This window comes from Thermosipho japonicus, assembly GCF_014201655.1.
Classification (GTDB): domain Bacteria; phylum Thermotogota; class Thermotogae; order Thermotogales; family Fervidobacteriaceae; genus Thermosipho; species Thermosipho japonicus.
Genome location: NZ_JACHEX010000002.1, coordinates 94288 through 106872 on the forward strand (window position 1 = coordinate 94288; position 12585 = coordinate 106872).

Sequence of the window (12585 nt, forward strand, 5' to 3'; positions counted from 1 at the left end):
AGCTGCATGAGAAATTACAAAGAAATTCCACTTTGGAAAAACGTTAGCGAAGAAGAATGGAACGATTGGAAATGGCAAATAAGAAACAGAATTACCGATGTTGACACATTAAAACAAGTAATTAACTTAACACCTGAAGAAGAAGATGGAATAAGAAACAGTTTAAAAACACTCAGAATGGCAATAACTCCATATTATGCATCATTAATGGATCCAGATAATCCAAAATGTCCTATCAGAAGACAAGCTGTACCCACTGTAAAAGAGCTCGAAGTAAAACCGTGGGATATGGTGGATCCTTTGCATGAAGATGAAGATTCTCCTGTACCAGGACTCACCCACAGATATCCCGATAGAGTTTTGCTCCTTGTAACTGATATGTGTGCAATGTACTGTAGACACTGCACCAGAAGAAGATTTGCCGGTCAACACGATAGAGCAAGAACAAAAAAAGAAATAGATGCAGCAATTGAATACATAAGAGAAACGCCACAGGTTAGGGATGTTCTACTCTCTGGTGGTGACGCATTACTTGCTGGAATTGATATGCTCGAATATATTTTAAAGGAACTAAGGAAAATAAAACATGTTGAAATTATTAGAATTGGCTCGAGAGCTCCCGTTGTTATTCCACAAATAGTAACAAAAGAGTTAACTGATATGTTAAAAAAATATCACCCAATATGGCTCAATACGCACTTTAACCATCCAAAAGAAATTACACCTGAAAGCTCCAGAGCATGTGAAATGCTAGCAGATGCTGGTATTCCACTTGGAAATCAATCTGTTTTACTCCGTGGAGTAAACGATAGTCCATATATCATGATGGAACTTGTACACCAACTTGTAAAAATAAGAGTAAGGCCGTATTATCTATACCAGTGTGATCTTTCACAGGGAATTTCACATTTTAGAACATCTATTGGAACAGGCCTTAGAATAATTGAAAGTTTAATAGGACACACCTCCGGTTTTTGTGTTCCTACATACGTTGTAGATGCTCCCGCAGGTGGTGGAAAAATCCGCCTTATGCCAGAATACCTTATTTCTTATTCTGATAAAACAGCAATCCTTAGAAACTATGAAGGTGTTATCGTAGCATATCATGAACCTGAAGACACTGAAAGTGACGTCGATGACAGTGAATACAGAAAGAAATACAAATTAAGTGGTATTGCTTCATTATACGATAGCAAAAAAATCTCAATGGAGCCTGCTCACCTTGAAAGACATGAAAGAATTAGAAAATGGAAAGAAAAAAGAGGTGAAAAAAAGTGAAATATTCCGATTTAAAAGTCGGGGATACATATGAAAAATTTCAGGTTGTTGAAGATCAACATGTTGTAAGTTTTGCTCAAATAACTGGAGATAAAAATCCTGTACATCTTGATGAAGAATACGCAAAAAATTCAGTTTTTGGTGGTAGAATTGCTCATGGAATTTTACTTCTTGGATATATATCTGCAGTTCTTGGAATGGAATTCCCAGGTCCTGGAACAATTTACATGTCTCAAAATGCCAAATTTTTAAAACCAGTTTATATTGGTGAAAAAATAAAGATAGTAGTTAAAATTGTAGAAAAGGATGATAATAAAAAGAGAGCAAAACTTTTAACAAATATATATAAAGAATCTGGAGAACTTGCAGTAGAAGGGGAGGCTATGGTGTCATTGAAATTTCTATGATTAAAACATTTGACAAATATAAAGTTATAGCAATTGTTGGGCTTGAAAAAAACACAGGAAAAACTGAAACATTTAATTTTCTACTTAAAAATCTGAATAAAAGATATACTTTGGGAATTACCTCAATAGGGATTGATGGTGAAGAAAAAGATCAGGTAACATTTACCAAAAAACCTAATATTTTTGTAGAAAAAAATATAATCTTTGCCACAACAGAAAAATATTTTAAAATGAAAAATTTTTCAGCAGAAATTCTTTATGTCTCAGACAGGAGGACATCTACTGGAAGAATAATAATAGCCCGTGCAAGAGAAAGAGGGAAAATAATTCTTGCCGGGCCTACTACAATTGATTGGTTAAATGAAATTAAAAACAAATTATTTAATTTTGGTGCAAAAAAGATACTAATAGATGGTGCCCTTTCAAGAATAAGCAGTTCTTCAATCAGTGATGCAATAGTTCTTGCAACAGGTGCAGCAGTTAGCCTTGATGTAGAAAAGATCGCATCAAAAACAATAGATCTAATCTACAAAATTAATCTTCCACGATGCAAATTTAATGACCTAAACAATATAAACCTTGAAAAGGGAATTTACTTAAAAGATCTTAAATTACTGGGTGAGAGCACTTTAAATTTTGAAGATTTTGATAAATTAAAAGAGGAAAAAGAAATAATAATCATAGGTGCATTAACAGATAGCTTTGTTAAAAAACTTATAGACAAAAATATAATATTAGACATAATTGTCAAAGATTTTTCAAAAATTTTCGCAAAATCTTCTACACTTAAGCTCTTTAAAAAACTTGGGGGAAACATATTTGTATTAAACAAACCAAACCTATGCCTTATTACTGTCAATCCAACTTCACCATATGGTTATCAAATAAATGAGGAAGTTTTAATTGAAAAAATTTCAAAAGAAATTGAGATCCCAGTAGTAAATATCAGAAAGGTTGATAACATATGAATACAGGTTTTGACTACATAAGAAAACAATTAGATTTTTCATCACCACTTGGCAAAAAAGCATTTGAAAACATAAAAATAATGAATAACAAGGAAGAAATTGAAAAAAGTCTTCAAGCAATTGAAGTTTTTAATAACATTGAAGAAAAAAACATTGAAAAAATCAAACAAATTCTTTCACACATTCAAGATATAGAAGAAACAATTAAAAAGCTAAATTTTGAATACACTCTCGATGAAATTGAGCTTTTCCAAATAAAAGTTTTTTCAATATTTTCACAGGACTTGTTTAAATTACTTAATATTTTAGAAATTTACAATATTTTCAATTTGGAAAATATTGAAGAGGTTATAAAAATACTTGATCCACGCGGTGAAAGACTTCCTACATTTTACATATATGAAGAGTACGATAAAAATCTAAAAGAGATAAGAAAAATAAAAGAAAGTGAAAATGATGAAAGTAAATTACTTGAAATCCTTTCAAAAGAAAAAGAAATTGAAAGAGAAATTTGTGAACAACTATCTAAAAAACTACATAAATTTTCAAATAAACTCCTTAAAAATTTTCAAATAATTTCATTTCTTGATTTATCTATTTCTAAGTATGAATTATCTAAAAAAATAAACTTAAAAATGCCACAGATAAACAGGTCTTTTGAAATAATATATGAAAAATTATTCAACCCTGAGGTTGAAAATTTATTAAATGAGCGAGGAAAAAAATTCCAAAAAATTGATATTACTTTGAATCCAGGAACTCAGATAATAACAGGAGCAAATATGGGAGGCAAAACTGTACTTTTAAGAACCATTGCACTATCCCAGATGATGTTTCAAATGGGGTTCTACGTTCCAGCCGAATTTTCTAAACTTCCAATTTTTGATGAAATTTTCTTTGTTTCTGGAGATTTTCAAAATATAAAACTTGGACTTTCTTCCTTTGCAGCCGAAATGGAAATAATAAATAACATATATAATGAAATAAAAAGCGGCAAAAAAATACTTATCCTTTTAGACGAACCTGCAAGGACAACAAATCCAACTGAAGGTAGTGCTATTGTAAAAACCATATCAAATCTTTTCAACAAAGAAAATGTTATCTGCGTAATTTCAACACATTTTGATAATGTTATCGACAAAAAAATGAGGCATTTAAGGATCAAAGGACTAAAGGATGTTGAAAAAATAGACACAAGCAAAGATATTCAGGACTATTTCGATTATTCAATTGAAGAAGTTCAGCTTTATAACCCACCAAAAGAAGCTTTAAAGATACTTAAAATTTTAAAAATAGATAATGATATAGTTTCTAAAGTTGAGGAGGTATTAACTGATGAAAAGCAAATTAGGTCTTGATTTTAAAAAAGTTGAATACGCAAGGAAGCTTTCTAAAAAGATCGCTGATGGAGTAAAAGAATTTGTTGAGCCACGTTCTACAACGTCAATCGAAAGAACAATATGCAGATTCTTGGGAATTGATGGAGTAAATGGTGAAGGCGTGCCTCTTCCAAACGTTGTAGTTGATCATCTAAAAGAAAATGGATTACTTGAAATGGGAGCAGCATATTGTATTGGCAACGCAATTATTGAAACAGGGCTCTCACCTCAACAAATTGCCGAAGAAATTGCTGAAGAAAAATTGAATATAGGAAAGTTAAAAATGAATTCTTTAGATAAAGTTCTTGACACACTAGAACCTTATGTAAATCAGACAATAAATAAAATAAAAGAAAACAAAGAAACGCGTGAAAGAATGATAAGAGAAATTGGCGAAGGAAAACAACCATATCTTTACGTTATAGTTGCAACTGGAAATATATACGAAGATGTTGTTCAAGCTCAAGCAGCTGCAAAACAAGGAGCAGATATTATAGCTGTAATACGTTCTACGGCACAAAGCTTGCTTGATTATGTTCCATATGGTCCAACAACTGAAGGATTTGGCGGAACTTATGCAACCCAAGAAAACTTTAGAATAATGAGAAAAGCTCTTGATGAAGTTTCATACGAAGTTAAAAGGTATATACGTCAGGTTAATTATGCTTCCGGACTATGTATGCCAGAAATAGCTGCAATGGGTGCACTTGAAAGATTGGATATGATGTTGAATGATGCATTGTATGGAATACTCTTTAGAGATATTAATATGCAAAGAACAATAATAGATCAACACTTTTCAAGAGTTATCAACGGATATGCAGGAATAATAATAAATACTGGAGAAGACAATTATCTTACAACTGCTGACGCATATGAAGAGGCACACACTGTACTTGCCTCACAATTTATAAACGAACAACTTGCATTAATGGCAGGAATTCCTGAAGAACAAATGGGGCTGGGCCATGCATTTGAAATGAATCCGGATATAGAAAATGGATTTTTATATGAACTTGCACAGGCTCAAATGGCCAGAGAAATATTCCCAAAAGCCCCACTAAAGTACATGCCTCCAACAAAATACATGACTGGAAATATTTTCAAAGGAATCGTTCAAGATGCTATGTTTAACGTTGTATCTATATGGACCAAGCAAGGAATACAACTTCTTGGTATGCTTACAGAAGCTATTCACACTCCATTTATGTCAGATAGATATCTTGCCATTGAAACTGCCAAATATATATTCAACAACATGAGAAATATTGGTGATGAAATTTACTTTAAAGAAGACGGAATTATTCAAAAAAGAGCAAAACAAGTACTTGATGAAGCAATAGAATTGTTGGAAAAAATTGCCGAAGATGGGTTGTTTAAAGCTCTAAGCAAAGGTGTATTTGCAAATGTAAAAAGACCAATTGATGGTGGAAAAGGGCTCGATGGCGTTTTCTTAAAAGGAAAAAATTATATTAACCCATTTATCGAAAAAATGTTAGAAGGAAGGTGCTAAAATATGAGTGGATACAATCTTGAAAAGAAAAATATAGATAAAACTCTTAATCTAAAAGCAGTAAAACCATATGGAGATACAATGAACGATGGAAAAGTACAAGTTAGCTTTACTTTGCCAGTTCCATATGGAGATGAGGCAGTAGAGGCAGCAAAAATACTTATGAAAAAAATGGGGCTTGAAAATCCACAAGTTGTGTTTTCAAAAGAACTTACAAAAGGTTTTACCTTCTTTATAGGTTACGGAGACTGTATCTACACAGTCGATTATGAAAGTATACATGTTCCAAAAGTTCAAGTTGATGAAATGACAATGTATGAAATCGATCAATTTATAAAAGAAAAAATTGGAAGAAAAATAGTGATTGTAGGTGCAACAATTGGCAGCGATGCACACACGGTCGGTCTCGATGCAATTTTAAACATGAAAGGATTTGCAGGACACTATGGACTAGAAAGATATGAAATGTTCGAAGTTTACAATATGGGAAGTCAAGTTCCTGTTGAAGAATTTGTTAAAAAAGCTATTGAGGTAAAAGCTGATGCTTTGCTTGTTTCACAAACAGTTACACAAAAAAATATTCATATAAAACACTTAACAGAATTAGTAGAGCTACTTGAAGCAGAAGGAATTCGCGATAACGTTATATTAGTTGTTGGTGGTCCAAGAATTACACACGAACTTGCAAAAGAACTTGGATATGATGCAGGCTTTGGCCCAAATACATTTGCAGAACATGTTGGTGCTTTTGTTGCAAAAGAACTTTATAGAAGAATGCAAGCAAAATGAAAAGGTTAGTTTTAATAGCTATAATTCTGATTGCCATATCTTGCTTTTCAGATGACAAATTACTTCATATAAATGTATCAAGCATTTTAGAATCTTTTTTCTCAACCTTCTCAGATAAAAGTGAAGTTATTACTTTTTCAATAGGAATTGTAAAAGAAGTCTATGATCTTTTATCTAAAAATGGCATATGTGATTTTTACGATATACTTGCAGATATATATGGTATAATGCTATACAAAGTTCACAAATTTAAAGATTACAAATTTTTAATAGTCTTTGTATTTGAATTTTAAGCCCTATGGAAACTCCATAGGGCTTTGTTTATGTCTTAATACATCAACAAGTTAACCAATTTGAAAAATTTAATTACACTTAATAAATTTAAAAAATAACGCAATAAGCTCTGCTATATAATATTACCATCACAATATTTACTTCAATTATTCCAACACTTACAGTTAAATAGGAAACTTAATTAACATTCAAAGCTAATATTAGAATTTTCATATCTATTACCCTTTTAATCCACTCATTCTTTCTGTAACAGAAACTAATACAATATTCATACTCACTACCAACAAGAAACAAAATCTAGTTATAACTAAAAAACAAAATTAAGCATTCTATTATTTAAACTATATTATCAAACATAACTTTCATACTAATCTTTACCATTTAAATTTGAAACAGATAAAAGTTTCCAATTCACATTTGTTTATTCTATAACATCATTGTTTTTGGCTTAGTAAAAAAATTAATCTAGAAAAAAGCTTTTTGTTCACAAATAATTACATATCCACTGTAAATTTTAAACTATCTTCAGAATTAAAATCATTAATTGGACTTCACTCCAATTACTATTTTAATCATAGAAAAATCTCATTTTATTGCACATTAAACTTTTTAATATTTCAATGAACATTTCATAAATCACAGATATCTCTCCTCATAGATTTTCCCTTCGATTTTAACTTTGCTATATACATTTTAGCAAAAAACTAAAAAATAAAAAAAGAAAGCAGACTTGTCGTCTGCTTTCCTTATCTGGTAGCGGGGGCAGGATTTGAACCTGCGGCCTTTGGGTTATGAGCCCAACGAGCTGCCAGACTGCTCCACCCCGCACCGTCTATATCTATTATAACAAAACTTCCATTTTTTTCAAGTGGTGCCGGGGATCGGACTCGAACCGACACGGAGGTGTAACCCCCAGCGGATTTTAAGTCCGCTGCGTCTCCCAATTCCGCCACCCCGGCGTCACCGTTTTCTATTCTATCACAAATTTTTAATTAGTCAATATCTTTTTTGATATTCTCTTTAATTACTTACTAAAAAGTTTTATTAATTCTTCAAAACTAATATTATTGTATAAATTCTGCTTTTTAGAAATTTTATAACTTTCAAAGTGAAGTTTTACTCCCTTTAAATTTTCATACATCCACTTCCTTATTTCATTATACCTTCTCTCACTTATAAATTTTCTTCCATAAAATGGTGTGTTTTTCTTTGGAATCAAAGGATTAATACTTAAAGTAATAGATTTATATCCAAGCTTTTTTACCTTGTCAATAAAAGATTTAAGTTCATTAAAATCTTCATTATCTTCTTCATCAAAACCAACGATATAATACAATTTAACACTTGAAAATTTCTCCATTCTTCCCATCTCAAGAGCAGTTAACAATTCTTCTTCATTAAGATCTTTTAACATAACGTCTCTAATTTTTTGAGAAATACCTTCTGGTGCTATCGTATATGTATTTTGACCACTTTGTTTTAAAAGCCTTAAAAGTCTTTTTGTAATTCCGTCTGCCCTCATAGATGATACCGAAAATTTAATTTTATAGTACTCCAAAAGATCGAGTAATTCATCAAGCCATGGATAATCTGTTATAGTCGCACTAATTATACCAATTGGATATTTTTCATCTTTTAATAATTCTTCTATAAGATCTGTTTTTACAAACTTTACAGGCTTTTTTGTATTTCCCATAACACAGAATTTACATCTTCTTATGCATCCACGTCCAATTTCTATAAGCCTTTTTTCTCCAAATTCTGAAAATCTAGTAATAATGTGTGAAGCGGGAAGCTTTTTTGATATATCAAAATTACTTAACGTGTAATTTTTTTGCTCATTAACTATTACATTTTCAATTTTTTCTAAAAACTCTAATCCACTTTCTTTATCCTTTAGTAAAATATTAATCCCCTCTGAGATTTGCTCAACTTTATCCTCTAAATCTCCGATTACTATAACGTCCGCAATAGGCTTTACAAGTTCTAAATTAAAAAAGGTTATTGCTCCACCTACGATTATAGTAGGATGATTTTCATTTCTTTGATTTTTTAAAATTGGTATCCCCTGTTTTTTTAATATATCCACTATATTTTCAATATCAGGTTCAAAATGAAAAGAAAATAAAAAAACCTTATTTTCATCAAGTGGAGTAAAAGATTCTATTGAATAAAATTTTTTAAACCATCTTTCATAAAAATATCTTTCCACTGGGGTATTGTATTCCCAAAATAGCTGCTGAACCCAACTCCAAGATAGTGAACTTGCAGCAACAGTATAATTATTTGGAAAAATTAAGGCAACCCCACGGTTGCCATTAATACTGTTTAATCTTATCTCAGAATCGCTAAATTTTTTTACATATGAATACTCTTTAAAATCATCACTCTTACGTGGTCTCCTCAACTGCTTTCCTCCTAAGATAATTTCTTGAAACTATAACTCGAGTAAATTCTACTTCCGCAACTTTTTTATTGTCTTTGGTAATCAAACCGGAAAAATTTATCAAATTTCCATCAACCGACTTTACTCTCACACCAACAACAAGTTTAGCTCCAATAACTACCGGCATATAATGTTTTACAGTAAACTCTGACACAACTGATATCAAATCCTCAGGTAAAAAATCTTTAACCATATCCGCACCAAGTTTAAAAGCCACACGAGCAAGACTAGAAGAAGAAACAAAATGATAATTTCTCATCTCATCATCTTCATCCCAAAGATAACTTTCATCAGGAGTAAAATCAATCGTCTTGCTTATCCCCTCTATCTTCCTCCACAAATCTTTCATCCCCCTTAACAAGAAGCTCTCTTAATTCTTCACCGCTTATTTCTTCCCTTTCCAATAAAATTTCAGCAAGTTCATCCATCTTTTTTCTATGCTTCAACAATATCTCTTTTGCCTTATTGTAGCATCTTCCAACAATATTTTGTATCTCACTATCAATCATTTTTGCAACTTCTTCACTATAATTTCTCATTCTAGCAATTTCTTTACCAAGAAAGACTTCTTGTTCAGTTTTTCCCCAAGCAAGTGGCCCAAAATTTTCACTCATTCCAAGTTCACAAACCATTTTTCTTGCCATCTCAGTTGCACGCTCAATATCATTTGCCGCACCACTTGTCACATCACCAAAGACAATTTCTTCTGCCGCCCTTCCACCTAAGAGAGCTGTTATATTGTCCAAAAGCTCATTTTTACTGATCAAATACTTGTCTTCCGCTGGTAAATGTAAAGTAAAACCTAATGCTCTATGACCACGTGGAATTATTGATATTTTGTGAACTGGATCTGAATTTGGAAGTTCCGTGCCAACTATAGCATGCCCAAGTTCATGATATGCTACTATTTTCTTTTGTTTTTCTGAAACAAGTCTTGATTTTCTTGCTGGTCCAGCTATTACTCTATCTATAGCCTCTTCAAAGTCAGTCATATTCATCTTATCTCTTCCATCCCTTGCCGCAAGAAGGGCCGCCTCATTTACAAGGTTTTCTAAATCAGCTCCAACAAATCCTGTTGTTCTTTTTGCCAAAACCTTTACATCAACATCTTCACTTATTGGTTTCCCTCTCAAATGAATTTTTAATATTTCTTCTCTTCCTTTTACATCTGGTGGATCAACTATCACCTTCTTATCAAATCTACCAGGTCTTAACAGAGCAGGATCAAGTATATCGGGTCTGTTTGTTGCAGCCATTACAACAATACCTTCTCTTACATCAAATCCATCCATTTCAACGAGCAGCTGGTTTAGTGTTTGCTCTCTTTCATCATGCCCTCCACCAAGACCTGCTCCTCTATGTCTTCCTACCGCATCAATTTCATCTATAAATACTATACAAGGTGCACTTTCCTTTGCTTTATTGAATAAATCCCTAACCCTTGCAGCACCAACACCGACAAATAACTCAACAAAATCAGAACCGCTTATATGGAAAAATGGAACGTTGGCTTCACCTGCAACTGCTCTTGCAAGTAAGGTTTTTCCAGTTCCCGGAGGCCCAACCAAAAGCACACCTTTAGGCATTCTTGCACCTATTTTGTTAAACTTTCCAGGATTTTTTAGAAATTCTACTATTTCTTGAAGCTCTTCTACAGCTTCATCAACACCTGCTACATCTTTAAAAGTTATTTTCTTTTTACCAGGCATTACTTTTTCTGCTCTACTTTTTGTAAAAGTAAATGCCTGATTGTTTCTACCACCAAGTCCTCTTATCAAAAAGCCGAACATTACAAGCATTAAAACAAAAAATAGTAAATTTCCCACAAGATTTACCCAGAATGAGCTGTCCACACCTTTTTCAGCAGTAACTCTTATTCCCTTTTTAACCATTGAATTAATCAAATCAATATCATATTTCACCCAAGGAGCATAGACATTGTATCGTCTTCCTGAAATTGTTTTTAACAACACGTTTCCATCATCTTTAATAACTACCTCTGCAATATCCACTGAATCTGAATTTAATCTCTTAAGAAAATCGCTATAATGCATCGTTACATCTGACGATGCTCCGCCAAAAAATACACTTTCAAAAATCCAAAATAGGCTTAAAATAATCAACAACCCAATTATTATCGAACCAATTCCTCTATTCAAAACCAAAAACCTCCTTTCATTTCCACCTTAATTGCTATTCCATTCTCTTCTTTTGCTAAATAATCCCTATCAAGAAACACATTTGGAATATAAAATACATAACCATCTTCATCCACAAAAACAGGAATAATTCTTCTAATAAATGAAGGAACCTTTTTTTCTACAAATATTTCTTTTAATTTCTTACCTCCCTTTGTTTTATCTCCAAATCTATAATTTCTAATGGTTATATCCATTTTCTTAAATATTATACCATTATTTCCAAATTTAACCACAAATGGGCCAAAATTAACATTATTTTGACAGTCCATACTATACTCATAGTTCATATGTTCCATAAATTTTCCTAAAACTCCATATCCGTATGAAATTTCAACTCCATAATTCCCCCAAAAACTTATTTTAAAAGATGTCTTATAAAGATTCTTTTTCAATCTATCCAGCTTTTCTTTATCAGGGGCTCTTCCAAAGTGCTCCATTGTTTTTCTTCTTATAAATTCTACAAGAACATATTCATCTTTTGGTACTCTAAAAAATATTCTTCCTTCAAACTCAAATGTTTCAACATTTAATTTTGCTTCCACAAAACTGTCCAATTCCCATACATTTTCTACAAATCTTAACACAGCTTGTTCAAATAAGGGATTAATTTCTTTAAAAATAGGTATAATCTTATGCCTAATAAAATTTCTTGTATATTTTGTATCAAAATTTGTTTTATCAATCACAAACGGTATTTTGTTTTCAGTTGCAAATTGCTCGATTTCTTTTCTTTCAAAAAACAAAAGGGGACGTATTATATTCCCATTTCTAGGTTTCATTCCGTATATACCAAATGGACCAGTACCACGCGCAAGTCTAAAAAGTACAGTTTCAGCTAGATCATTCAAATTATGAGCTGTTGCTATTTTATTTGCATTAATTTTCTCTGCAAGTTCATTCAAAAATTTATACCTCAACTTTCTTGCTGCCTCTTCTATTGATAATTTATTCTCTTTTGCGTATAATGGAACATCAAACTCTTTTATAAAACATTCAACATTAAGTGATTGCGCCATATTGTAAACAAATTTTACTTCTTCTTTTGACTCTTTTCTAATACCATGATCAACTGTTGCACAAAAAATACTAAATTTAAAATAATCTTGTACCTTCTCTAATAAGTTTAAAAGAACTGATGAATCAACTCCCCCAGAAACCGCCACTAATATTCTGTCATTTTCTTCTATTAAATTATATTCCTCAATTTTCTGTATGAATTTCTCCAATAGTGTCAACATTCTTCACCTTCTTCCATTTGCCATTTTTCATATTAGTAGTGTATAATAAAATTGAAAAAAATAAAAGGAGGT

The 12585-nt window shown here is 31.8% G+C and carries 11 protein-coding genes and 2 tRNA genes; 7 read left to right on the forward strand and 6 right to left on the reverse strand.

Annotated elements, in window-relative coordinates:
• The first annotated feature begins 6 nt into the window (after window positions 1–6).
• The 7 genes from kamA to HNP65_RS04400 are packed head-to-tail and all read left to right on the forward strand — an operon-like array spanning window position 7 to window position 6627.
• Entirely contained in the window at window positions 7–1278 is a 1272-nt protein-coding gene (kamA, locus tag HNP65_RS04370) for a lysine 2,3-aminomutase (protein WP_184619112.1), read from the forward strand.
• Window positions 1275–1685 (forward strand): MaoC/PaaZ C-terminal domain-containing protein, encoded by a 411-nt coding sequence (locus tag HNP65_RS04375; RefSeq protein ID WP_184619113.1) that lies wholly within the window; start codon window positions 1275–1277, stop codon window positions 1683–1685. The genes kamA and HNP65_RS04375 overlap by 4 nt, the downstream gene beginning before the upstream one ends.
• Complete coding sequence (gene kamB, locus HNP65_RS04380; RefSeq protein WP_184619114.1) at window positions 1682–2653, forward strand: lysine 5,6-aminomutase reactivase subunit KamB; 972 nt, start codon at window positions 1682–1684, stop codon at window positions 2651–2653. The genes HNP65_RS04375 and kamB overlap by 4 nt, the downstream gene beginning before the upstream one ends.
• Window positions 2650–4011 carry a lysine 5,6-aminomutase reactivase ATPase KamC gene (gene kamC, locus HNP65_RS04385; protein ID WP_184619115.1) on the forward strand — a complete coding sequence of 454 codons (1362 nt, stop codon included), beginning with the start codon at window positions 2650–2652 and terminating at the stop codon, window positions 4009–4011. Before kamB ends, kamC begins: the two co-directional genes overlap by 4 nt.
• Window positions 3989–5545, forward strand: a complete 1557-nt coding sequence (gene kamD, locus HNP65_RS04390; protein WP_184619116.1) for a lysine 5,6-aminomutase subunit alpha — start codon at window positions 3989–3991, stop codon at window positions 5543–5545. Before kamC ends, kamD begins: the two co-directional genes overlap by 23 nt.
• A 3-nt stretch (window positions 5546–5548) precedes the next feature.
• A complete protein-coding gene (kamE, locus tag HNP65_RS04395) occupies window positions 5549–6334 on the forward strand; it encodes a lysine 5,6-aminomutase subunit beta (RefSeq protein WP_184619117.1) in 786 nt (261 codons plus the stop codon).
• Window positions 6331–6627 carry a hypothetical protein gene (locus tag HNP65_RS04400; protein ID WP_184619118.1) on the forward strand — a complete coding sequence of 99 codons (297 nt, stop codon included), beginning with the start codon at window positions 6331–6333 and terminating at the stop codon, window positions 6625–6627. The genes kamE and HNP65_RS04400 overlap by 4 nt, the downstream gene beginning before the upstream one ends.
• Before the next feature lie 752 nt (window positions 6628–7379).
• Here HNP65_RS04400 and HNP65_RS04405 read toward each other — a convergent pair.
• The 6 genes from HNP65_RS04405 to tilS form a co-directional block, all read right to left on the reverse strand.
• Window positions 7380–7456: transfer RNA gene (locus HNP65_RS04405), tRNA-Met, on the reverse strand.
• 41 nt (window positions 7457–7497) lie between these two features.
• Window positions 7498–7587, reverse strand: a tRNA-Leu gene (locus HNP65_RS04410).
• A 65-nt stretch (window positions 7588–7652) separates the two neighbouring features.
• Window positions 7653–9035, reverse strand: a complete 1383-nt coding sequence (locus tag HNP65_RS04415) for a B12-binding domain-containing radical SAM protein (RefSeq protein ID WP_184619119.1) — start codon at window positions 9033–9035, stop codon at window positions 7653–7655.
• Window positions 9019–9414, reverse strand: coding sequence for a thioesterase family protein (locus HNP65_RS04420; protein ID WP_184619120.1), 396 nt, complete (start codon window positions 9412–9414; stop codon window positions 9019–9021). The genes HNP65_RS04415 and HNP65_RS04420 overlap by 17 nt, the downstream gene beginning before the upstream one ends.
• Window positions 9377–11233, reverse strand: coding sequence for an ATP-dependent zinc metalloprotease FtsH (gene ftsH / locus HNP65_RS04425; protein ID WP_184619121.1), 1857 nt, complete (start codon window positions 11231–11233; stop codon window positions 9377–9379). Before ftsH ends, HNP65_RS04420 begins: the two co-directional genes overlap by 38 nt.
• Window positions 11230–12513 (reverse strand): tRNA lysidine(34) synthetase TilS, encoded by a 1284-nt coding sequence (gene tilS, locus HNP65_RS04430; RefSeq protein ID WP_184619122.1) that lies wholly within the window; start codon window positions 12511–12513, stop codon window positions 11230–11232. Before tilS ends, ftsH begins: the two co-directional genes overlap by 4 nt.
• Between the last annotated feature and the right edge of the window lie 72 nt (window positions 12514–12585).